Origin of the sequence: Streptomyces sp. NBC_00647 (genome assembly GCF_045207245.1) — a bacterium.
Lineage (GTDB): Bacteria > Actinomycetota > Actinomycetes > Streptomycetales > Streptomycetaceae > Streptomyces.
In genome coordinates, this window is the sequence record NZ_CP109040.1 from 6506512 (window position 1) to 6528807 (window position 22296).

At 70.0% G+C, this 22296-nt stretch carries 24 protein-coding genes; 15 read left to right on the forward strand and 9 right to left on the reverse strand.

Annotation, left to right across the window (positions count from 1 at the left end; all coding sequences use genetic code 11):
• The first annotated feature begins 2 nt into the window (after positions 1–2).
• The 6 genes from OG788_RS28720 (at position 3) to OG788_RS28745 (ending at position 3732) form a co-directional block, all read left to right on the forward strand.
• Positions 3–203, forward strand: coding sequence for a hypothetical protein (locus tag OG788_RS28720; RefSeq protein WP_266848279.1), 201 nt, complete (start codon positions 3–5; stop codon positions 201–203).
• Positions 200–808 carry a pilus assembly protein TadG-related protein gene (locus tag OG788_RS28725; RefSeq protein ID WP_406376875.1) on the forward strand — a complete coding sequence of 203 codons (609 nt, stop codon included), beginning with the start codon at positions 200–202 and terminating at the stop codon, positions 806–808. The genes OG788_RS28720 and OG788_RS28725 overlap by 4 nt, the downstream gene beginning before the upstream one ends.
• A gap of 15 nt (positions 809–823) precedes the next feature.
• The gene (locus tag OG788_RS28730) at positions 824–1420 is read left to right on the forward strand and encodes a hypothetical protein (protein WP_406374332.1); all 597 of its coding nucleotides are present in this window, start codon (positions 824–826) and stop codon (positions 1418–1420) included.
• 3 nt (positions 1421–1423) lie between these two features.
• Positions 1424–2065, forward strand: a complete 642-nt coding sequence (locus tag OG788_RS28735; RefSeq protein ID WP_356750463.1) for an OmpA family protein — start codon at positions 1424–1426, stop codon at positions 2063–2065.
• An 85-nt stretch (positions 2066–2150) separates the two neighbouring features.
• Positions 2151–2798, forward strand: a complete 648-nt coding sequence (locus tag OG788_RS28740) for a dihydrofolate reductase family protein (RefSeq protein WP_406374333.1) — start codon at positions 2151–2153, stop codon at positions 2796–2798.
• A gap of 40 nt (positions 2799–2838) precedes the next feature.
• A complete protein-coding gene (locus OG788_RS28745) occupies positions 2839–3732 on the forward strand; it encodes an LLM class flavin-dependent oxidoreductase (protein ID WP_406374334.1) in 894 nt (297 codons plus the stop codon).
• Between the two features lie 132 nt (positions 3733–3864).
• Here the strand turns inward: OG788_RS28745 and OG788_RS28750 are convergent, their stop codons facing one another.
• The gene (locus tag OG788_RS28750) at positions 3865–4377 is read right to left on the reverse strand and encodes a DinB family protein (RefSeq protein WP_406374335.1); all 513 of its coding nucleotides are present in this window, start codon (positions 4375–4377) and stop codon (positions 3865–3867) included.
• Positions 4378–4462: 85 nt separating this feature from the next.
• On the opposite strand from OG788_RS28750, the gene OG788_RS28755 reads away from it, so the two are divergent.
• Positions 4463–5251, forward strand: a complete 789-nt coding sequence (locus OG788_RS28755) for a class I SAM-dependent methyltransferase (protein WP_406374336.1) — start codon at positions 4463–4465, stop codon at positions 5249–5251.
• A gap of 220 nt (positions 5252–5471) precedes the next feature.
• On the opposite strand, the gene OG788_RS28760 is transcribed toward OG788_RS28755, so the two are convergent.
• The 3 genes from OG788_RS28760 to mgrA all read right to left on the reverse strand — a co-directional run bounded on the left by OG788_RS28760 (position 5472) and on the right by mgrA (position 8773).
• A complete protein-coding gene (locus tag OG788_RS28760; RefSeq protein WP_406374337.1) occupies positions 5472–6623 on the reverse strand; it encodes a winged helix DNA-binding domain-containing protein in 1152 nt (383 codons plus the stop codon).
• 359 nt (positions 6624–6982) lie between these two features.
• A complete protein-coding gene (locus OG788_RS28765) occupies positions 6983–7327 on the reverse strand; it encodes a DUF192 domain-containing protein (protein WP_351541107.1) in 345 nt (114 codons plus the stop codon).
• A gap of 408 nt (positions 7328–7735) precedes the next feature.
• On the reverse strand, positions 7736–8773 hold the full coding sequence (mgrA, locus tag OG788_RS28770; RefSeq protein ID WP_406374338.1) for an L-glyceraldehyde 3-phosphate reductase: 1038 nt from the start codon (positions 8771–8773) through the stop codon (positions 7736–7738).
• A gap of 144 nt (positions 8774–8917) precedes the next feature.
• Here mgrA and OG788_RS28775 point away from each other — a divergent pair, with 144 nt between their 5' ends.
• The 4 genes from OG788_RS28775 (at position 8918) to OG788_RS28790 (ending at position 14018) form a co-directional block, all read left to right on the forward strand.
• A complete protein-coding gene (locus tag OG788_RS28775) occupies positions 8918–9691 on the forward strand; it encodes an isoprenyl transferase (protein ID WP_351126029.1) in 774 nt (257 codons plus the stop codon).
• Positions 9692–10011: 320 nt separating this feature from the next.
• On the forward strand, positions 10012–11337 hold the full coding sequence (locus OG788_RS28780; protein WP_406374339.1) for a PhoH family protein: 1326 nt from the start codon (positions 10012–10014) through the stop codon (positions 11335–11337).
• A 409-nt stretch (positions 11338–11746) separates the two neighbouring features.
• On the forward strand, positions 11747–12469 hold the full coding sequence (locus OG788_RS28785; protein ID WP_351541098.1) for a transglycosylase SLT domain-containing protein: 723 nt from the start codon (positions 11747–11749) through the stop codon (positions 12467–12469).
• A gap of 136 nt (positions 12470–12605) precedes the next feature.
• Positions 12606–14018 (forward strand): AI-2E family transporter, encoded by a 1413-nt coding sequence (locus tag OG788_RS28790; RefSeq protein WP_406374340.1) that lies wholly within the window; start codon positions 12606–12608, stop codon positions 14016–14018.
• Positions 14019–14186: 168 nt separating this feature from the next.
• Here OG788_RS28790 and OG788_RS28795 read toward each other — a convergent pair whose 3' ends face one another.
• Positions 14187–14720: an alkyl hydroperoxide reductase gene (locus OG788_RS28795; RefSeq protein ID WP_406374341.1), complete on the reverse strand. Its 534-nt coding sequence runs from the start codon at positions 14718–14720 to the stop codon at positions 14187–14189.
• 6 nt (positions 14721–14726) lie between these two features.
• Positions 14727–15281 carry a peroxiredoxin gene (locus OG788_RS28800; RefSeq protein ID WP_351541090.1) on the reverse strand — a complete coding sequence of 185 codons (555 nt, stop codon included), beginning with the start codon at positions 15279–15281 and terminating at the stop codon, positions 14727–14729.
• Positions 15282–15593: 312 nt separating this feature from the next.
• Between OG788_RS28800 and OG788_RS28805 the strand changes: the two genes are divergently transcribed.
• The 4 genes from OG788_RS28805 to OG788_RS28820 all read left to right on the forward strand — a co-directional run bounded on the left by OG788_RS28805 (position 15594) and on the right by OG788_RS28820 (position 18648).
• Positions 15594–16502, forward strand: a complete 909-nt coding sequence (locus OG788_RS28805; protein WP_406376876.1) for a LysR substrate-binding domain-containing protein — start codon at positions 15594–15596, stop codon at positions 16500–16502.
• A 277-nt stretch (positions 16503–16779) separates the two neighbouring features.
• Positions 16780–17739, forward strand: coding sequence for a MarR family transcriptional regulator (locus OG788_RS28810; protein WP_406374342.1), 960 nt, complete (start codon positions 16780–16782; stop codon positions 17737–17739).
• Positions 17740–17792: 53 nt separating this feature from the next.
• Positions 17793–18215, forward strand: coding sequence for a roadblock/LC7 domain-containing protein (locus OG788_RS28815; RefSeq protein WP_351541084.1), 423 nt, complete (start codon positions 17793–17795; stop codon positions 18213–18215).
• A gap of 4 nt (positions 18216–18219) precedes the next feature.
• Positions 18220–18648 (forward strand): hypothetical protein, encoded by a 429-nt coding sequence (locus tag OG788_RS28820; protein WP_356750486.1) that lies wholly within the window; start codon positions 18220–18222, stop codon positions 18646–18648.
• A 69-nt stretch (positions 18649–18717) separates the two neighbouring features.
• On the opposite strand, the gene OG788_RS28825 is transcribed toward OG788_RS28820, so the two are convergent.
• From OG788_RS28825 to OG788_RS28835, 3 genes are read right to left on the reverse strand one after another with little or no spacing between them, the layout of a single operon-like run.
• Positions 18718–21051 (reverse strand): ABC transporter permease, encoded by a 2334-nt coding sequence (locus OG788_RS28825; protein WP_406374343.1) that lies wholly within the window; start codon positions 21049–21051, stop codon positions 18718–18720.
• Complete coding sequence (locus OG788_RS28830; protein ID WP_351541076.1) at positions 21048–21737, reverse strand: ABC transporter ATP-binding protein; 690 nt, start codon at positions 21735–21737, stop codon at positions 21048–21050. The genes OG788_RS28825 and OG788_RS28830 overlap by 4 nt, the downstream gene beginning before the upstream one ends.
• A gap of 5 nt (positions 21738–21742) precedes the next feature.
• A complete protein-coding gene (locus OG788_RS28835) occupies positions 21743–22270 on the reverse strand; it encodes a PadR family transcriptional regulator (protein WP_351541074.1) in 528 nt (175 codons plus the stop codon).
• Positions 22271–22296: the final 26 nt, after the last annotated feature.

Below are 22296 nucleotides of genomic sequence, written 5' to 3' on the forward strand. Positions count from 1 at the left end.
TGATGAGCAGGTTCACCGTGTGGACACGAACCGTGGTCTCCCGCATGCGGGGCACGAACCGGGACGCGGGAGCGGGGTTCGTGGAGTACGCGGGCCTGATGATCATCATTGCGGGGATCTTCACGTTGATCGACAGCCTCGGACTGGACGGGCTGATCTCGACAGCCATCCTCAACGCCGTGACGGACGTCATCGGCGGCTGACCCTCGTACGAGCGCGGAGCGACCGGGGGCAGACCCTCCCCATCTACATCTGGCTGACGGTGATTCTGCTGTTCGCCGCGCTCGCCTTCTTCGCCTTCGCCCAAGCAGCGTCCGCCCGCAATGGAGCTCAATCCGCGGCGGACGCTGCCGCGTTGGCGGCTGCACAGGATTTCCGGGACGAAGTGATCGACCGCCTGGCGGGTGCCGTCGGCGAGGAAGACGACTGGCTGGACTGGCTGGACGGCGATCAGGAGGCCGACGGGGCCGGGGCGGACGCCGCGGCTCAGCAGTTGGCCGCCGCCAACGACTCCAGCCTCCAGGGCGTGCAGTTCGTCAGGAAGAACGGCTATCCCGGGTACCAGGCCGACATCCAGACCAACTACACCGTCGGCGACTCGATCATCCCTGGCACCGAGGGCATGCATGCCAAGGCCCATGCCGTCGCGGTGATTCAGCCGCGCTGCGATTTCGATCCGGACGCGGATCCCGAGAAGCCCGTCGAACTCGACTGCGACGGGGAGATCGTGAACATCGACCCCGGAGACTTCAACCCGGACGACCTACCGGACGCGTCGGTGCTCTTCTCCGTGCACCTGGCCGAGTGAGAGGAAGCCGTACCGATGGACTTTCGGCACACCAGGAAGGGCCGTACGGCTCTGAGCGCGGTGGCGATCACGGCTGGGCTGCTCCTCACGGTGGCCGGTTGCGGCGGGGGAGGTGACGGGGAATCCGACAAGGGGGCTTCGTCCCCATCGGCTCCCACCAAGAGCAGCAGCCGTGGTGGCGGCAAGGCGGAGACGCAGACGCCGGAGACCGACGCGGTGCTCGCGGAGGTCAAGGGCGAGAACGGACTCACGCTCACGGTCACGTCCGCCAAGCGTGACCAGGGGGGCTTCGTGACCGTCGAAGGGACGGTCACGAACAACACGGACAACACGTGGATCGCGGCGAACTGGCGTGGCGACGAGCGTGAGTTGTCCAAGAACGGGGCGTCCATCGCCGGCGCCAACCTGATCGACCAAAAGGGCAAGAAGAAGTACTTCATCCTCCGGGACACCTCGGGCCGCTGCCTGTGCACACAGTTCACCGGTGGCGTCCGTCAGGGCGCGACCGCCCAGTGGTTCGCCCAATTCCCCGCACCCCCCGCCGACACCACCGCCGTCGACTTCCAGGTCGGCTCGATGCCACCCGCCTCCATCGAGATCTCCGAGGGCTGAGCCATGGCCCTCCCGACCCGCGGCGCCGCGACGACGTTCACGGCCCTCGCCGTGCTGATCACCCTCGGACTTCCGGGTCCCGCGTACGCGGACGACGACGACCCCAGCGCCCCGCCCGGCAGCGTCACCACCTCCCCGCCTCCCGATGTCGACGCCAACAGCCCCGGGCTCAAGCTCGCCGACGGCGCGACGCTGGCGCCCGCCAAGGTGCTGGACATCAAGTCGGTCGTGGAGGACCTGGGGGGCGAGGAGCGCCGGGAGGACACCAACTCGGACGTGACGTTCGCGCTCCAGGCGGAGGTTCTCTTCCCGAAGGACAGCTCGAAACTGAACCCGGACGCCCAGTCCCGTATCCAGGCGATCGCGGACGAGATCAAGGCCCAGAACGCGACGACCGTCCGCGTCTTCGGCTTCACCGACAACCTCGGCTCGTACGCGCACGGCCTGACCCTCTCCAAGAAGCGCGCGGAGCAGGTGCACGACCGGCTGGCCGCCGCGCTCGGCTCCACGGACATCACCTTCGAGGTGCGGGGGTACAGCGAGGACTACCCGATCGCCGACAACACCTCCGAACAGGGCCGTCGCAAGAACCGCCGCGTCGAGGTGACCTTCCCGAGGGGCTCGGCCGCAGGAGACAAGGCCTGACGCGCGCGTCACCTTCTCCGGTGCCGGGCCGCCTGGCAGCATGCCCCCGACGAATTGGTCGCGCACGAGGTCGGTGGAGTCCGTCATGAGGAAGATCGTGTTGATGTCGTCGGTGTCCCTCGACGGATTCATCGAAGGCCCGAACAAGGAGATCGACTGGCACCGGGTCGACGGGGAGCTGCACCAGCACTTCAATGACGAGGTCAGGGGTTTCGGCGCCCTGCTCTCCGGACGGGTGACGCACGAGCTGATGGCCGCGTACTGGCCGACGGCCGACAAGGACCCGCAGAGCAGCCCGGAGGAGGTCGAGTTCGCCAGGATCTGGCGGAACATGCCCAAGGTGGTGTTCTCGCGGACGCTCCAGCACGCCGAGTGGCACACCACCGTCGTGAGGGAGGTCGTGCCCGAGGAGATCAGGGCGCTCAAAGGACAGTCGGGCGGTGACCTCGCACTCAGTGGTGCCGATCTCGCCGCGGAGTTCCTGCGGCACGACCTCGTGGACGAGATCAGGGTGTACGTGCACCCCGTACTCATCGGGCGCGGCAAGCCGCTCTTCGCCGAGTCCGATGCCCCGACCGATCTCCGCCTCATCGAGACCCGGCGTTTCGGGAACGGCGTGGTGCTCCTGCGCTACGAGCGCGACAGAACCGCCGACACCTCCGACGCCACCGGCAAGGCCGACACGACCGAGGCCACCGGCAGCGCAGACACCGCGGGCACCCATGACGCGTAAAACGGTTGTCCGTGCACGGCGGCGTCGATAGGAAGGCGGCATGACGTCACTCGGTGTTGTCTTCCGGCCGCAACTGCCTCCCGAGCGACTGCGCGCCGTGGCGCGCGAGGCGGAGGAGGCGGGTCTCGAGGAGCTGTGGCTGTGGGAGGACTGCTTCCTCGAAGGAGGCGTCTCGGCCGCCGCGGCCGCACTCGCCTGGACCGAGCGGCTCAAAGTGGGCGTGGGCCTGCTGCCCGTCCCGCTGCGGAACGTCGCCGTCACCGCGATGGAGGCCGCCACCCTGCACCGGCTGTTCCCCGGGCGGGCCGTCCTCGCGGTCGGCCACGGCGTACAGGAGTGGATGGAGCAGGTCGGAGCGCGGGCCGAGTCGCCCGTGACCCTGCTGCGTGAGCATCTCGACGCGCTGCGCGCCCTGTTGCGCGGCGAACGCGTGACCACCGACGGGCGGTACGTGAAGCTCGACGGCGTCGCCCTCGACTGGCCGCCCGCCGAGGCGCCCGAAGTCCTCACCGGCGCCACCGGGCCCCGCACGCTCCGGCTCGCCGGCGAGGCCGCCGACGGCACCGTCCTCACCGCCTCGACCACCCTCGACGGGGTACGGCGGGCCCGCCGGCTCATCGACGAGGGACGGCAGGCGGCGGGACGGACGTCCGGACACCACCGGGTGGTCGTCTATCTGCACACCGCCACCGGTGCCGACGCGGCCGCCCGACTGCGCGCCGAGCTCGAGGCCAATGGCGAGAACCCCGTGCCGGAACACGGTGTCGCGGGCGACGCGGAGTCCGTGGCCGAGGCCGTCCGGCGTCTCGCGGAGGCCGGCGCCGACACGGTGGTCCTCCAGCCCACCGCGGACGAGCCGGACCCCGAGGGGTTCGTACGGTTCGCAGCCGGACAGGTGCGCCCACTGCTCCGCCGGGACGCGTCCGGTCGGTGACGGTCCGGCACGACGGAGGAGACCGACCGGACGGCCAACCGGTCGTCCCGGCTGGTCGGACCGGTTGGTCAGCCTGGCCGTCAGCCCGGTTGTTCAGCCCGGTTGTTCAGTCCGGCCGGTCAGCCCAGTCGATCAGCCCGGCCGGTGATCCCCCGTTCCCCCGTCGATCAGCTCCCGCACGATGTCCATGTGGCCCGCGTGCCGTGCCGTCTCCTCGATCATGTGGACCAGCACCCAGCGCAACGAGACCGTCCGGCCGTTCCCCGTCGTGCCCACGTCCTCGAGCGACCGCTCGGTGACGGTCCGGTCGGCGGCGGTGCGGGCGCGGCCGTAGAACGCGACGATCTCCTCCGTCGTCTCGTCCTGACCCGCGCTCATGTCCTCGTCGGAGAAGGGGTCGAACCACAGCGGCTCGACCTCGCGGCCGAAGGCCGAGCAGAACCAGCCGTACTCGACGGACGCGAGGTGCTTCACCAGCCCGAGCAGGTTGGTGCCGGACGGGGTCATCACCCGTCTGACCTGCTCGTCGTCCAGGCCCTGGAGCTTCCACAGCACGGCGTCCCGATGCCGGTCGAGACTGGCGTGCAGGGTCTCCTTCTCGCCGTCGGTGTACGGCGTCGGCGCGGCTCCCGGATTCGTCGTCATGCCCGGAAAGTAGCAGCGGCCACTGACATCACCCGCCCGGGAAAATTGCGTCGCCCGCGACCACGTCCGTTGCGAGAATCACCCCATGACCACCGCGCGCACCTTCGAAGACCTCGTCACCGAAGCCGAGACGGCGTCCGTCGACGGCTGGGACTTCTCCTGGTTCGAGGGCCGGGCCACCGAGGAGCGGCCCTCGTGGGGGTACGCGCGGGCGATGGGGGAGCGGCTTGGCCGCGCGAGCGGCGCCCTCGACATCCAGACGGGCGGCGGTGAAGTCCTGAACTCCGCCCCGAAGCTGCCCGCGCTCACCGTCGCCACCGAGGGCTGGCCGCCGAACATCGCGAAGGCCACCGCCCTGCTCCACCCCCGGGGCGCCGTGGTGGTCGCCTCCCTGGAGGACGCGCCGCTGCCCTTCGCGGCCGGCGCCTTCGACCTGGTCACCAGCCGGCACCCGGTGGCGACGTACTGGGACGAGATCGCTCGCGTGCTGTGCCCCGGCGGCACCTACTTCTCCCAGCAGATCGGCCCCGCGAGCGTCTTCGAACTCGTCGAGTACTTCCTCGGCCCGCAGCCGGACGAGGTCAAGAACGGCCGCGACCCGGGCCGCGCCCGCGCCGCCGCCGAGGCCGCCGGGCTCGACGTCGTCGATCTGCGCTCGGAGCGGCTGCGCATGGAGTTCCACGACATCGGCGCAGTCGTCCACTTCCTGCGCAAGGTGATCTGGATGGTCCCGGGCTTCACCGTCGACGCGTACCGGCAAAGGCTCAGGGCCCTGCACGAACAGATCGAGACGGAGGGCCCGTTCGTCGCCCACAGCACCCGTTTCCTGATCGAGGCACGCAAGCCCCGGGGGACCCGAGACGCGGAGGTCTAACCACCACGCAGGTCCCGGAGGTCCGCGGACCCGCAGGCCCGGCAGCCGAGCACGCCGGGGAGGACCGGAGACCCGCCCCCGCCGTCACCCGAGCGCGTCCGCCCGTCGCGCATGCACATCCGCCCCCCCCACACGCATGTACATCCGCCCCCCACACGCATGCACATCCGCCCCCCCACACGCATGCACATCCGCCCCCCACACGCATGCACATCCGCCGTCACGCATGCGGTCCCGACGTCACCTTCCCCACCACCAACTCCGGTTTCGCCTCCAGGATTTCGCCCACCCGGTCCACCTGCCGTGCCAGCTCTTTCTCCTGTGCCGCCGTCAGCCGTACCAACGGCTCCACGGTGACCGTCGTACGGCGCCCGCTGCGTCGCTGGTGCCAGACCCCCGACACCACGCCGTCGATGAGCACCACGGGATGGTTCCCCGCCTGCCCGCCGGCCAGCGCCCGCTCGTAGGCGGCCCCGGGGAACAGCAGTTCACGCGGGTGGCAGCCGATGCCGTACGCGTCGAAGTACGGCAACAGCCGGACCCCGCGCGCCGGTTCGCCCGGGAATTCCGTGTCGCCCGCCGCCACCCACGCCGGTTGGCCCGCGAAGTCGACCTCCTCGATCTCCCCGGCGTCGGCCAGCGTCGCGCACAGGTCGCGGGCCCAGCCCCGGGGTGCCGCCGCCCACTGGGCGAAGTGCGCCGCCGTCGCCGGACCGTAGGCGCGCAGATACCGGCGTACGAGCAGGGAGAGCGCCTCGTCGGCGGCCATCGGCCGGAAGTGCGGAGGCCGGGTGTACGTCACCTTGCGGCCCCGGTTGGGGCCGAGGCACAGGGCGCCCCGCTGGCCCGCCCGGTGCATCACCTGCCGCCAGCGCGGCCACATCCCCTGGAACGCGGGCATCACCAGGTCCCCGGCCCACGGTCCGCTGCGCGCCAAGACCGCCTCGCTGAGTTCGTCGATGGTCAGCGAGGTGCCGGCCAGGGCGTCGGCGATCGCGGCGACGACCTCGTCGGCCTGTGCCGCGGTCATCCGGGCATCCTTCGCGAACGGGCTCGGACCGGTCGGAATCGCCGTCAGGGCGGCGGTCCAGAAGGAGAGTCCGGCGGTCGGCAGCAGATGCAGGGTGCCGCGCGGGCCGTACGTCTTCACCAGCGAGCACTCCTCCCACAGCGCCGCTCGGACGTCCGCCCGGGTCACGCCCTCGGCCCGTACGCCCACCGACACCTCGGCCGCCGACAGCACCTGCGCGTGGGCGCCGAGCATCGCGCCGACCACCTCGGCGACCAGTGTCCCGGCCCGCGCGGGAACGGACAGGAACTGCCGTTCCAGGCGCCGGGCGCTCGCCTCGTCCCATGTGATCCTCAAGGTCATACGGCCGACGCTAGAGGGGAATGAGGTCAGTTCCTGTCCGCTGTGCGGATTCTCGGGGAGGGGTGCCGCGCGGGCGGGCGGGGTGATCGGTACCCCCGCGAGACGATTGACCGAAAACATCCCAATGAGGGGTGCTCGGCGTGAGATGTCCGTCCGGATGACGGACGGGAGCCGGGTGTGCCCCGGAGGGTCCGCGGCACATCTCCACGGGTTTTCCACATCGTTATCGAGAGTGGGTCGCCTAGTTCGTTCGGCTCACGTAAGTTCAGACCAAGGTAATTCGCGTCAGCAAAGCTGCGCGTGTGGCACCGCGCAGAGGAGGGGGCTGCGCGGTGCTGCCTTCATGCGGTGACGTGCTGTCAGCCGTCCTGGACCGCGATCCGCACCCCGCGCCGCACGCCCCACCGCTCCATCGCACCGGCCTCCGCCTCCAGGACCTGCCGGGCCCGCGGTCGCGGCAGCCCCAGCCGGCCCGGACGCATCGTGCGCACCGTCAGGACCCGCGACGTCCGGTCCAGATAGGCGACGTCGATCGCGAACCGCATCCCCAGGGTGTGCACCGAGTTCGCCGGTCTCAGCAGCAGCGCGCCCTCGATCCCGTCCCGCCCGAGCAGTCCGCGCCGCCTGGAGCGCGCCGTCGCGGCGAGCTCCAGGGGTACCGGCTCGCCCGCCCCCTCCGTCGTGTCCGTCGTGAACGTGGCCATGGGTGCGAAGTTAGCGGCGGCGTCAAGCGGGAGCGCGCCACGCGCGTCACTCTCCCGGAGTACCTCGGGACAAGTCGGCGCCACGCCCCACAAGGGGGCGCAGACCCATTGGATCTCCATCGATCCTCCGCGATTCCCTTTGAATCAGCTGCGATTCGGCCATGATCACACCCGGAATCGATGGTTCCGTGCTCATCGCGGCGTTGTCGGGCGACTCCGGAGAGTAGTTGTGGCACGCGGATGCACGCAGCATCACTTACGAAGGGTTATGGTGGAAACCCCCCCTCGGGCCGGTCCGTCTCCCCCCCACGGACCGGCCCGTTTTTTGTGCCCGCGACGCCCGGTCCGGCGGGCGCCCCCGTGCGCCCCCGGACCCGGCCGCCTCGCGTGGCGGGGTGTTCCGGTGACTCAGCGGCGTCCGGCCCAGATGTTCGTGCCCGGCGTCGACACCGCGAACGTGTCGATCTCCTTCAGCTCCTCGTCCGTGAGCTTCGGGGCCGCCAGTGCCGCCACGTTCTCCTCCAGCTGCCTCACGCTGGACGCGCCGATCAGGGCGGAGGTCATCCGCTCGTCGCGCAGCACCCAGGTGAGGGCGAGCTGGGCAAGGGACTGACCGCGCCGGGCCGCGATGTCGTTCAGCCCGTTCAGCCGGCGTACGACGTCGTGGCTCAGCAGGTCCGGGTCCAGCGACTTGCCCTGGGTGGCGCGCGAGCCCTCCGGGACGCCCTGGAGGTACTTGCCCGTCAGCAGGCCCTGCGCGAGCGGCACGAAGGAGATGCAGCCCATCCCGGCCGCCTCCAGCGTGTCGAGCAGGCTGTCGTCTTCGGTCCAGCGGTTGATCATCGAGTACGAGGGCTGGTGGATGAGCGGACGGACCCCCATCGAGGTGAGGATCCGGGCCGCCTCGGCCGTCTGCTCACTGGTGTACGAGGAGACGCCGACGTACAGGGCCTTGCCCTGCTGGACGGCGGACGCGAGCGCGCCCATCGTTTCCTCCAGCGGGGTGTCCGGGTCGAAGCGGTGCGAGTAGAAGATGTCGACGTGGTCGACGCCCATCCGCCGCAGCGAGGCGTCCAGGGAGGACAGCAGATACTTGCGGGAGCCCCACTCGCCGTAGGGGCCGGGGTGCATGAGGTAGCCCGCCTTGGTCGAGATGACCAGTTCGTCCCGATAGGGGGCGAAGTCCTGCTTCAGCAGCGTGCCGAAGTTGAGCTCCGACGAGCCGGCCGGCGGCCCGTAGTTGTTGGCGAGGTCGAAGTGCGTCACGCCGAGGTCGAAGGCGCGGCGCAGGATCGCGCGCTGGGAGTCCAGCGAGCGGTCGTCGCCGAAGTTGTGCCACAGGCCGAGCGAGATCGCGGGCAGCTTGAGGCCGCTGCGTCCCGAGCGCCGGTATTCCATGGTGTCGTACCGCTCCGTCGCGGCCCGGTACAGAGAGGGGTCGTTCATGGGAGCGAACCTATGTCAGGGTGCAGAGGCCCCACGGGAGCCCTCGCGTCTCACAGCGGTAGGCTTCGCCCCGGGGGACCGCCATATGGACAGGGACTGTGCTCGGGCGCGTCTGTCCGATTCGCACGGAGGGGCTGACAACACGTGACCTTGCGCGACAACCTGCGCCGCCTGCTGGTCAGGTTCTATGCACGCAGGGTGGAAGGCCACCTCGATCACGACCAGGTGCCCAAGCACATCGGCGTCATCATGGACGGCAACCGCCGTTGGGCGAAGGCGGCGGGCTCCACCACCGCCCAGGGCCACCGGGCCGGCGCCGACAAGATCGGGGAATTCCTCGGCTGGTGCTCCGAGACCGATGTCGAGGTCGTCACCCTGTGGCTGCTGTCCACCGACAACTTCGACCGCCCGCAGGAGGAACTCGGCCCGCTGCTCGGCATCATCGAGGGCGTCGTCCGCACCCTCGCCGCAGACGGCCGCTGGCGGGTGCACCACGTCGGCACCCGGGACATCCTGCCCTCCGCGATGCAGTCGGCCCTCAAGGAGGCCGAGGAGGCCACCGCGCATGTCGAGGGGATAGTCGTCAACGTCGCCATCGGCTACGGCGGCCGCCAGGAGATCGCCGACGCCGTGCGCTCGATGATCCTCGACGCCGCCGACAAGGGCACCTCGATGGAGGACCTCGCGGACCGCGTCGACGTCGACCTCATCGGCAAGCACCTCTACACCGGCGCCCAGCCCGATCCGGACCTGGTGATCCGCACCAGCGGCGAGCAGCGGCTGTCCGGATTCATGCTCTGGCAGACCGCTCACTCCGAGTACTACTTCTGCGAAGTCTTCTGGCCCGCCTTCCGCAAGGTCGACTTCCTGCGTGCCCTGCGTGACTACGCGGCGCGACACCGTCGTTACGGAGGCTGAATTCCGGGGTGCCCCGTGTCACCCGGGGCACCCTGTGGGGACGTACGTCATCGGGAGTTAACGAACGCGCCGTCATATGCCGTGGCATGGCTTGGCTCGTTCGAGGGCATAAGCCTTGCAGGTCGACACCCGAACCACGGGTGTCGGATCTCAGCGGACGGCACGGGGCCGTCCGCCCGGGAGGCCCTTTGCACCAGCCCGACCGTGCGGTCAGTACGGACGAAGCGGAGGGCCGGTTTTCGGCCCGCGCATCGGTGCCCGAGACCGGTCCAGATCTCCTTCGTCGCTCCCCGACCTCATCCGAGGGGGTACGTCCTTCCGTGGTGACCAGCACAAAGCGCCATAAGCCAGACCGGCGCACCTATGTTCTCGACACCAGCGTCCTGCTGGCCGACCCCAATGCCCTGAGCCGCTTCGACGAGCATGAAGTGGTGCTCCCGATCGTCGTGGTCACGGAGCTGGAGGCCAAGCGGCACCATCCCGAACTCGGCTACTTCGCCCGGCAGGCACTGCGCCTGCTCGACGAGTTCCGGGTCCGGCACGGCCGCCTCGACTCCCCGATTCCCGTCGGGGACCTCGGCGGGACGGTACGCGTCGAGCTCAATCACTCGGACCCCAGCGTCCTGCCCAGCGGGTATCGCCTGGGGGACAACGACTCCCGCATCCTCGCGGTCGCCCGCAACCTGGCGGCCGAGGGGTACGACGTCACCGTCGTCTCGAAGGACCTGCCGCTCAGGATCAAGGCGTCCTCCGTGGGTCTCCTCGCCGAGGAGTACCGCGCGGAGCTCGCCATCACGGGCTCCTCCGGATGGACCGGAATGTCCGAACTGACCCTGCCCGGCGAGCAGGTGGACCTCCTCTTCGAGGAGGGACACGTGTACGTCCCGGAAGCGGCCGGTCTGCCCGTGCACACGGGCCTGACGATCCAGTCGGAGCGCGGCAAGGCCCTCGGCCGTGTCACCTCCGAGGGCAACGTCCGGCTCGTACGCGGCGACCGTGAGGCGTTCGGCATCAAGGGCCGCAGCGCCGAGCAGCGCATCGCGCTCGATCTGCTGCTCGACCCGGACATCGGGATCGTGTCGATGGGCGGCCGGGCCGGCACCGGCAAGTCCGCACTGGCGCTCTGCGCGGGCCTGGAGGCCGTCCTCGAACGCCGCCAGCACCAGAAGGTGATGGTCTTCCGGCCGCTGTACGCGGTGGGCGGGCAGGAACTCGGCTATCTGCCCGGCTCCGAGTCCGAGAAGATGAGCCCCTGGGCCCAGGCGGTCTTCGACACGCTCTCCGCGGTCACCAGCCGCGAGGTCATCGAGGAGGTCACCGCGCGCGGCATGCTGGAGGTTCTGCCGCTCACGCACATCCGTGGCCGCTCGCTCCACGACGCGTTCGTGATCGTGGACGAGGCCCAGTCCCTGGAGCGGAATGTCCTGCTGACGGTTCTGTCCCGGATCGGCGCCAATTCGCGGGTCGTTCTGACCCACGATGTGGCGCAAAGGGACAATCTGCGTGTCGGGCGCTATGACGGAGTGGTCGCCGTCGTGGAGAAGTTGAAGGGCCATCCGCTCTTCGCGCACGTCACGCTGAATCGTTCCGAGAGGTCCCAGATTGCGGCACTCGTGACCGAAATGCTGGAGGACGGGCAGATCTGATCCCGACTGTCCCCACCTGGTCAAACGGTGGTGGATACACGCTGGTTGGCGCCGTCCGGCAAAGGCGAAGAGCCTAGCCGGGCGGCGTCCTGCTGCGCCCAGGTTTCCGGGAAACGGCTGGGGCAAACGAGGTGTGAGCTTTCACACGCGACGCGGAATTGCCTTGCTGCGTCGGGATACGGCTAGAGTCTCACTCCTGTCAGGCCCCGCATACGACACAGTTGTACCCCCAGCGGTACGGCAACACCGGAACCTCAGAACTCCATAGAGCCGTCGTATGCCGCCCGCGCACCACGCGGCGCTCCCCGAGCGGGAGTTGCCCACCGGGCCCGTGTCTCCCGTGACCCCGCAGTTGGGAGGCCAGCGCCGAGGGGCACGATTGCGTCCGCGAGGGTCACCTAAGCGGGCGATGCTGGAAGGAAACCGTGTGAGCCGGATTTCGGTCCGGGGATTCGCAGTGGCTTCGGCCACCGCGGTCACCGCTGTCGGAAGCGTCGTCGGAGTTGCCTCGGGCAGCACCGCCCAGCCCTCGAACGACGCCGAGGCGACGGCAAGCGACTCGACCCTCCTCGCAGACATACCTGCGGGCCAGCAGGCCCAGGTGCAGACCGCGTCCCTGACGCAGCAGGCCGATGCCCAGGCCATCGCCGCGGACGCCAGCGCCAAGAAGGACGCGGAGGAAGCCGCCCGCAAGCAGGCGGCCGACAACGCCGTCGCGAAGCAGAAGGCTGCCGAGGAGAAGGCCGAGAAGGAAGCCAAGGCGCGCAAGGAGGCTGCCGCGGAAGCGGCCAGCCGCTCGGCGACGCGTGACGCCTCCAGCTTCTCCGTCCAGTCCTCGTACACCGTCGCCCAGATCCAGGCGATGGCGCGCCAGATGGTCCCGAGCGGTCAGTTCCAGTGCTTCAGCAACATCGTGAATCACGAGTCGAGCTGGAACTACAAGGCGGTCAACGCCTCCTCGGGTGCCTACGGTCTCTTCCAGGCCCTGCCCGGCTCCAAGATGTCGTCCGTCGGCTCCGACTGGCAGACGAACCCGGCCACGCAGATCAAGTGGGGCCTCAACTACATGAACAGCCGGTACGGCAGTCCTTGTGACGCCTGGTCGTTCTGGCAGGCCAACAACTGGTACTGAGCTCCACGCCGTACGCCGGCCGCTCAACCTTCCGAAGCCCCTCCCCGTCATAGGGGGAGGGGCTTCGGCCATGTACGGTCGGACCCGACGACTCCAGGGGGGAGTGGTGGGGAGCAACGGGGGAAAAGGACGCATCATGTCGCGAGTACCAGGGTGGCTCGGCCGGCTCGGCGCCGGACTCACCGAGCTGGGGGAGCGGTTGGACGAACGCCGCGCCGAGGTCGAGCTGGAGTCACAGGGCTCCCTCGACGACGAGGGTGTCCCCGAGGGGCGTACGCTCCTCGACGCATCCGGCGCCCCGGAGGCTCCCGAGCCCCCGGAGGACCTGGTGACGGACGCGGAGCCGTCCGCGCTCCCGGTCCAGCGCCCCTCCGAGGAGACGGCCACGACCGCCGCGTACGTGCTGACGCACCAGCGCCCCGACCCCGCGCTCGCCGTGCCGTGGGGGGTGCGCGTCGCCGCCGAGGCCGGCTGGCGGCTGCTCATCCTCGCGGGCACCGTCTGGGTGCTGATGCGGGTGATCAGCGCCGTGCAGCTGGTGGTGCTGGCCTTCGTGAGCGCGCTGCTCATCACCGCGCTGCTCCAGCCGACCGTGGCCCGGCTGACGCGTTACGGCGTGCCGCGCGGGCTCGCCACCGCGCTCACCGCGATTCTCGGCTTCGTCATCATGGGACTGGTCGGCTGGTTCGTGGTCTGGCAGGTCCAGGAGAACATCGACAACCTCTCCGGCCAGATCCAGGACGGCATCGACGAGCTGCGCAAGTGGCTCCTCAAGGGCCCGTTCCATGTGACGGACAAGCAGATCAACGAGATCGCCAAGAACCTCCGCGAGGCGATCGGCGCCAACACGGATCAGATCACCTCGGCGGGCCTGCAGGGTGTGACGGTGATCGTCGAGGCCCTCACCGGCATCCTGCTCACGATGTTCTCGACCCTCTTCCTGCTCTACGACGGCAAGCGGATCTGGGAGTGGTCGCTCAAGCTCGTTCCTGCCGCCGCCCGGACCGGGGTCGCGGGCGCGGGTCCGCGCGCGTGGCGCACGCTCACGGCGTACGTCCGCGGCACGGTGATCGTCGCTCTGATCGACGCGATCTTCATCGGCCTGGGCATCTACTTCCTCGATGTCCCCATGGCCGTGCCGCTCGCCGTCTTCATCTTCCTCGGCGCGTTCATCCCGCTGGTGGGCGCGGTGATCTCCGGGGCGCTCGCGGTGGTGGTCGCGCTGGTGACGCAGGGCGTCTTCACCGCCCTCATGACCCTCGCGGTGGTCCTCGCCGTCCAGCAGATCGAGGGTCACATCCTCCAGCCGTTCATCCTGGGCCGCGCGGTCCGGGTCCACCCTCTCGCGGTGGTCCTCTCGGTCGCCGCGGGCGGCATGATCGCCGGCATCGGCGGAGCCGTCGTCGCGGTGCCGCTGGTCGCGGTGACCAACACGGTGGTCACGTACTTGCGTTCGTACGCCCATGAAGCGGGCCTGCGCCACGCCCCGGAGCCGCGGGGCGCCACCGCCCTGGACGCGTCGCCGGCCGACCGGCGCCTGACGCCGTAGCGGGTCCGCCCCCCGTTCGCGCGGTCGCCGTGCCCGGTCGAGGGGAGCGGCCGACCGCACCGGCCCCGGGCCGGCCCGGAGGACGAGAACGCCCAGGGCCCCGCCCACCGCACAGGTGGACGGGGCCCTGAAGGTTCGGGCGCGTTCGGGCACGCCCGGCGCGAGGGACTAGTCGGCGAGAACGGCCTCGGCGTCCAGCGTGGCGGCGACCGCCTGGAGGACGGCCGCGATCTTGAACGCCTCCTGGATCGTCTCCCGGTCGACGCCCGCCTTGCGGAGCACCTGCTCGTGGGAGTCGAGGCACTGCCCGCAGCCGTTGACGGCGGAGACGGCGAGCGACCACAGCTCGAAGTCGACCTTCTCCACGCCCGGGTTGCCGATGACGTTCATCCGCAGACCGGCGCGCAGCGTCCCGTACTCCGGGTCGGAGAGCAGGTGCCGCGTGCGGTAGAAGACGTTGTTCATCGCCATGATCGCGGCGGCCGACTTGGCGGCCGTGTACGCCTCGGGAGAGAGCCGGTCCTTCGCCTCGGGCTCCAGCTCACGCAGCACGCGCGGCGACCGCGACGCGATCGCGCAGGCCAGCACGGTGCCCCACAGCTGCTGCTGCGGGAGGTCGCTGTTGCCGATCACCGAACCGAGGTTCAGGCGCAGGTCCTTGGCGTAGTCCGGTATGGCGGACTTCAGTTCGTCGAGGGCCATGGAAGGTCACTCACCGGCCAGCAGGGCGACCGGGTCGAGGGTGGTCTCGCCCTTGGTCCAGTTGCACGGGCAGAGCTCGTCCGTCTGGAGAGCGTCCAGGACCCGCAGGACCTCCTTGGGGTTACGGCCGACGGAGCCGGCGGTCACCATGGAGAACTGGATCTCGTTGTTCTGGTCGACGATGAAGACGGCGCGCTTGGCGAAGCCGTCCTCGCCCTCGATGCCGAGGTCACGCATGAGCTCGTGCTTCGAGTCGGCCATCATCGGGAAGGGCAGGTCCCGCAGGTCGTCGTGGTCCTTGCGCCAGGCGTGGTGCACGAACTCGGAGTCGCCGGAGAAGCCGAGGACCTGGGCGTCACGGTCGGCGAACTCGTCGTTCAGCTTGCCGAAAGCGGCGATCTCGGTGGGGCACACGAAGGTGAAGTCCTTGGGCCACGCGAAGACGATCTTCCACTTGCCCTCGTAGGTCTTGTGGTTGATCTCCTCGAACTCCTGGCCCTTCTCCAGCGAGACGCAGGCGGTCAGGTCGAACTCGGGGAACTTGTCACCGACAGTGAGCACGCGCTCTCCTTGCAGCGAGGGGTCGCCCCTTTTGAGGGCTTTTCCCTTGGGTTGGACGAACTTGATGTTGGCACAGGCTGCATTGATTCGGGAAATAGCTACACTCGGTCGTGTTGATCGGGTGGGACTATCAGTCACCTTCGGTGATATCGACTCGAAGTGAGAGGAGCAGCCATGGCGAGCCCCATCGGCGGCACCGGCGGCGCGGGCGCGTCGGTCTCCCCCCTCGGCAGAGCGGGATCCGGCAGGGCGGGGGCCGGCGGCAGGGCGGGCGGGAAGGGGAACGGGCGCCGTCAGCCCAGCCTCGCGCAGTTGCGCGCCTTCGCCGCCGTGGCCGAGCATCTGCACTTCCGTGACGCGGCCGCCGCGATCGGCATGAGCCAGCCCGCGCTGTCCGGCGCGGTCTCCGCTCTGGAGGAGATCCTCGGGGTGACCCTGCTGGAGCGTACGACCCGCAAGGTGCTCCTCTCGCCGGCCGGTGAGCGTCTCGCCGTACGCGCCAAGGCGGTGCTGGACGAGGTCGGCGCGCTGATGGAAGAGGCGGAGGCCGTGCGCGCGCCGTTCACCGGGGCCCTGCGCCTCGGAGTCATCCCCACGGTCGCCCCCTACCTCCTGCCCACCGTCCTGCGGCTCGTCCACGACCGATATCCCGACCTCGACCTCCAGGTGCACGAGGAGCAGACGGCCAGCCTGCTGGAGGGCCTCACGGTCGGGCGGCTCGACCTGCTGCTGCTCGCGGTACCCCTCGGCATGCCCGGCGTCACCGAACTCCCGCTGTTCGACGAGGACTTCGTGCTGGTGACCCCGCTCGACCACTGGCTCGGCGGCCGGGAGGGCATTCCGCGCGAGGCGCTGCGCGAACTCCGTCTCCTGCTGCTCGACGAGGGCCACTGCCTGCGCGACCAGGCCCTGGACATCTGCCGTGAGGCCGGCCGCGCGGACGCCCCCGTCACGACCACCGCCGCGGGCCTGTCGACCCTCGTCCAGCTGGTCGCCGGCGGTCTCGGCGTGACACTGCTGCCGCGCACCGCCGTCAAGGTGGAGGCGACCCGCAGCAACCAGCTCCTCACCGGATACTTCGCGGATCCGGCGCCCACTCGGCGGATCGCGCTCGCCATGAGGGCGGGCGCCGCGCGGGGCCCGGAGTACCAGGCACTGGCGGAGGCGCTGCGGGAGGCCCTGCGCCCTCTGCCTGTACGGGTGTTGGGTCCGGAAGCCTGAACCGCCGCGCATAGTCGGTCATTCGAACGACTGATGAAGCACCTCGGCAGGCGGGAAATTTCAACTTCCGTCAGGTAGTGCGACTCTCGCTGAGACATGCGCCCCGGCTGATACACATACCCCCTCAGAGTGAAAAGTCAGGCGTCAGTGCGAAGCGCCGGAAGTTCCAAGGGGAGTGATGTCGGGCATTCGGGATTCCCTTGGCAGGGTCGGATACGACCTGCTGTCGCGCGCGCTGAGCGAATGCCAGGGCACTCGGGCGACGGGGAAACTACGGGTGTCCGGAAGGCCCGGGGGAGTCTTCCATCTCCGGGACGGCTGTGTCGTCGCCGTCGAGAGTCCGGGCGCACCCGGACCCGAGGCGCGGCTGCTGCGCTCCGGCCGCGTCAGCGGCGAGCAGTGGGCCGAACTGCTCCGGGAGTCCGGAGGCACCCGCTGGCCGGAGGCCGGGCTCGTCGCACACGGCTACGCGGGGGCCGCTCAGCTCCGGGTCGTCTGCATGATGGCGATGCAGGACGCGGCGTTCGCCGTCGTGGCCGGTGACGTGGAGGCCTGCGACCCCCTGGACGCCGCCTTCGAGCCGTACGCGCCGGTCGCCCTGGGGGAGGCGCCGGGACGGTTGCTGCAGGACGCGGCGAGGAAGCTGGCGGCCGTCGCCGCCCTGCCGCAGCCCGTACGGCCGGACCGCGAACGCCCTGTTCCCGCCGCCGTTCCGGACGAGATACGTGAGCAACTCCCCGCTCAGCAGCAGGAGTTATTGGCCCACGCGGACGGCCGGCGGACCGCCCGCGACATCGCCTTCGCGACCGGCCTCGGCGCCTACACCGTGACGGTGGGGATGGCCCGCATGCTCGGCGAGGGCCTGCTGGAGCTGCCGGACGAGCCCGATTCCGCCGCCCCGGTCACCGTGCGGATCCCACCGACGGGAGCGCTCCGGCAGCGACCGCCGGCCGCCGCATCCGCCATGGACCCCATGGTGTTCTCGGCCCTGGCCTCCGCTGTGGCCGACGGGGAGAGCCCGGCGCCGGAGCCCCGGCAGCTCCCCGGCCTGCTTCCCGAGGCGACCGCACCGTCCCTGCCCCGCCGCGAGCCCGGCGTGAACGCGCCGTCCCTGCCCCGCCGTGAGCCCGGCGCGAGCGGAATCACCGAAACTCTCGTCCCCGAAAGGGCCGGGGCGAGCTGGAAAGGGTTCTTCCGTCTCCGGCACCGCATCTGGACCCCGGATTCCGGTGCCTGAAACCGCATGCCTGCCATCGATCGAATGCACCCCATTATCAGGGAGTTGATTACATGAATCACGAGGCACTGGCGAGGGAAATGAGAGGCCTCCGAGAACAAGTCCCCGGAATCACCGATACGGCGGTGGCCGCCGCCGACGGAATGCTGATCGCGGCGGACACCGCCGACGCCATCGACCCGGAGAGCCTCGCCGCGATCGCCGCCGCGGGCCTCGGCATCGCGCGCCGCGCGACCGCCGTGACCGGCCGGGGCACGTTCCGCCAGACCGTGACGTACGGCAGCCAGGGCCTCGCGGCCTTCTACGCCGTCGGGGACACGGCGCTGATGATCGTCCTGGGTGACGAGGGCATCGACCTCGAACGGCTCCACGAGCGGACCCGGCCGGCCCTCGGCCGCATCGAGTCGATCCTCACGGGTGCCGACCCCGGCCCGCTCGTCGGAGCCATGACCGAAACCGCGACCGAAGGGGTATGACGACATGGCCAGCAAGCGAATGACGCCGGGGTTCTCCGACCAGATCATGGGTCTGGTCAAGTCACTGCGCACCGACGCGCCGGACTGCGTCGCCTCCGGAGCCGTCGACATGTCGACCGGAATGCTGCTCTCGTACGAGACCGTCGACAACCATCCGCCGGAGGTCCTGGACCTGCTCGCGGGCGCGACCCTCGACCTGTTCCAGGGGCGCACGGTCCAGATGATCGAGGACGTCTTCAAAGAACGTCGCGGCATCGAGTCGGACCAGCATTTCTTCCAGGAGATCCTGGTCAACAGCGACAACCTCACCCATCTGTTCGTGCGGATGAACGACCAGCAGGACGTGGTCGCCGTCGTGGTCTGCCGCAAGGCGGTCAACGTGGGCATGCTCTTCGCCCAAGTCCGGCGCGTGGTACGGGAGTACAGCATGTGAACGCGAACCGGTGGCCCTCCCTGGGCGGGGAGGGCCACCGGCGGTGGCGAGCACGACGAGGACGGCGTCCTACTCCGTACGCAGCCCGTCCGGCCGCATCAGACGGATCAGCGGCGGCAGGCTGAGCAGCGTCACCAGGATCACGACTCCCGCGCCGATGCCGGTCATCGACAGCACGCTCGCCCAGTCCACGCTCACCGCGGTGTCCGTCATCCGCAGCAGGACCGTGCCGAGGGTGAGCCCCACGATCGACGCGAGGAGGAGCCCCAGGGCGATCGGGATCGCGGTCTGCCACAGCACCGACGTGCTCAGCGTGCGGCGCCGGGTACCGAAGGCGACCAGCGCCGACAGCAGCTTCTTGCGCTCGCGCAGCTGCTCCAGCTGGGAGACCAGCAGGCTCGCGCCGATCAGCACGAGAACACAGGTCGCACCGACGAAGAGCCCGGTACGGATGGACGTGAACTTCCCGGACTGGGTCGTCGCCGTCCACGTGCTGGCGTCGGCCAGCGGATCGACGCGCGCCGCGCTGTTGCGGACGAGTTCACGGACGTCCGGCACCGACTCGTCGAGCTGGAGATAGACCGTCGCGCGCACGGTGGACGCGGCCTTTGCGGGCAGCGCGCCGGTCGTGAAGAGGAAGCCGCCGCGCTCGTCGCCCGACGGGTCCTCGCGGGAGCCCGCCCGCTTGATGTCCTTCGGTACCGTCCAGGGGATCTCCTCACCCTTGAAGGAGGAGCCGTAGGACGGGTCGAGGTAGAGCCTGGTGCCGGCCTTGCCCAGTGCCGCGGTGTCGGTGTCCCACTTGGAGTTCGGCACCGCGAAGACGTCGCCGTCCTTGCAGGAGGGCAGCCGGGCCGCCTCCCGCAGGGCCGCGCAGTCGCCGACCGTCACGGTCGACTGGCGCTCGGGCTCGTCGCGCCCGTCACCCAGGCTGCTCCGCCCGAGGGCCGTCGTGTGCGTGACCCCCCTGGTCCCGGACAACTGCCGGACGGCTTCGTCCGTCGGCACCTTGTCCGGCACGTCCATGGACATCTGGGCCCGGGTGAGGTCGTTCTTGTTGACCTTGGTGTAGTCGCCGTCGACCCCGGCGAACAGCATCTGCAGGGCTATCGCGCCGGCCACCGCCACCGCGATGCCGTTGACCATGCGGGCCGCCGTGCCGCTGCTCAGCTGAAGCCTGCGGACCGCCAGTTGCCAGGCGACGCCACCGGAGTTCAGCCGGGCGACGACCGCCTCGACGACCCAGGGCAGCAGCGCCGTGATGCCGACCAGCAGCAGCATGACGCCGCCGACGACGAGGTACTGGTTGAAGTCCCCGTTGGTCCGCCCCTGCCCGATCATCGGGTAGAGCATCGCGAGGCCGCCCAGCGGCAGCAGCAGCCGCCACCAGAGCCGGCGCCGCGAGGGGCGAGCGGTCCGCACCACTCCGAGCGGCTCGATGACGACGCCGCGCAGCGCGAAGAGTGTCACCGCGACCGCGGCGGCGGGGACCGCGAGGGCCACCAGCGCCACCAGGGCGGGCGCGGGATTGAGGTCGCTCGGGAAGACACTGATCCTGAAGAGCATGATCATGCCCGCGAGCTGACGTCCGATCAGGAAGAACCCGGCACCGAGGACCAGTCCGACCAGGGCTCCGGCCAGCGCCTCGCCGGCCGCGATCCGCCGGGCCATCCGCCCGTCCGCGCCGACCAGCCTCAGCGCCGCCAGCCGGCGGTCGCGCCGCTCGCCACCGAACCGTACGGCCGCGGCGATGAAGACGCCGACCGGCATCAGCAGCACCACGAAGACGATCAGCACCAGCAACAGCAGGACGGGGTCCATCGCCTCGGACTGCCCGGTGGCGCCGAAGGCGTCGATGCGCTCGAGGCGGCCGGTGGTCGTTTCGGTCGCGTTCAGGTCGTCGGCGCCCGCGTAGTAGGCGAGTTCGTGCGGATCGATGAGCCCGCTGTCGGCGATCGTGCCGCTGACGTGATAGGCGAGCCGCTCACGCAGGAGCTTGGCCTCGGGAGACTTCAGGAGCCGGTCCAGAGCCGGTGAGACGACCATGTCACCGACCGCCGGGAAGGCGGACACACCGGGCGGCAACGGCGCCCGGGGTCCCTCGGGTTGGAGCACCCTGCCGCGTACGTCCTCGTCGTGGAAGGTGGTGTCCGAGGTCGCGACGAGCAGCGTGCGGTCGGACTTCTTCTTGACCGTCGAGCTGTACGTCATGTCGCTGCGGACGCGCTCCCGGTCGTGCCGGGAGGCCAGCGCGCTAGGGAGCGCCGTGGTGAGCAGCAGCAGCGCCACCCCGAGTCCGACCCCGACGGCCGTCAGCAGGACCCGCACCCAGGCCTCACGGCCCCCGGTCAGCGCGAACCTGGCGCCCATGCCGAGGTCGCGGGACCACTGACGGGCACTCATACGATCCGCTCCATGTCCTTGGACCGGCCGTCCCGTACGACGATCTCGCGGTCCGAGTACGCGGCCACCCGTGCTTCGTGCGTGACGAGCACGACGGCGGCGTTCGTCGAGCGGGCCGCGTCGGTCAGCAGCTGCATCACGCGCTCCCCGTTGAGGGAGTCGAGCGCGCCGGTCGGCTCGTCGGCGAACAGCACCCGCGGGTCGGTGACCAGTGAGCGGGCGACCGCCACGCGCTGTCCCTGTCCGCCGGAGACCTCGCCGGGCCGCTTGCCCTTGAGGTCGTCGACCTCCAGCTTCTCCATCCAGGACAGCGCGACGCGCTCGGCGTCCTTGCGGCCCTTGCCGTTCAGCCGCAGCGGCAGCGCGACGTTCTCCACGCAGGTCAGCTCCGGTACGAGCTGGCCGAACTGGAAGACGAACCCGAACTCGGAGCGGCGCAGCGCACTGCGCTGGGCGTCGTTCATCGTCGCCATCTCGCGGCCGTTGTACGTGATCGAGCCGGAGTCGGGTGTGACGATCCCGGCGAGGCAGTGCAGCAGGGTGGACTTGCCGGAGCCGGAGGGACCCATCACGGCGACGACCTCGCCGGGGTGGATGGAGAACTCGGCGCCGTCCAGCGCGGTGGTCGGGCCGTACGCCTTGCGCAGCTCCGAGGCGGTGAGCAGGGAGCCCTCCGGAGGGGTCATCGAGGTCATCGGACCGTCACCGCCTCGGCGAGCTTGTCGAGGCGCGCGGCGGTCAGTTCCAGCCAGCGCAGATCGGCCTCCAGGTGGAAGAGGGCGTGGTCGCAGATCAGCTGGTCGGCCAGGTCGCCCTTGCGCTTGCGTTCGGTCAGCATGCGCATCATGCGCAGATGCTCCGAACGCTGGGTGTCGAGGAGCTCGCTCGCGTCGCGGTGCGTCAGCAGGGCGAGGACGATCTTCGTGTACAGGGTCGACTGGAGGTACGGCTCGGGCTTCTCGGGCGTCGCGAGCCAGCGCTCCACGTCGGTGATCCCGGCTTCGGTGATCGCGTACCGCTTGCGCTCGGGCCCGTCGCCCGCCTCGATCCCGTCGACCTCGACGAGCCCGTTCTTGAGCAGCCGCGACATCGTCGAGTAGACCTGGCCGTAGTGCAGCGGCCGGTCGTGACCGAACTTCTCGTCGAAGGCCCGCTTCAGGTCGTAACCGTGGCGCGGCCCGGACTCCAGGAGCCCTAGGAGGGTGTGACCGATGGACATGCGGAGCACTCTACACAGTGCGTATA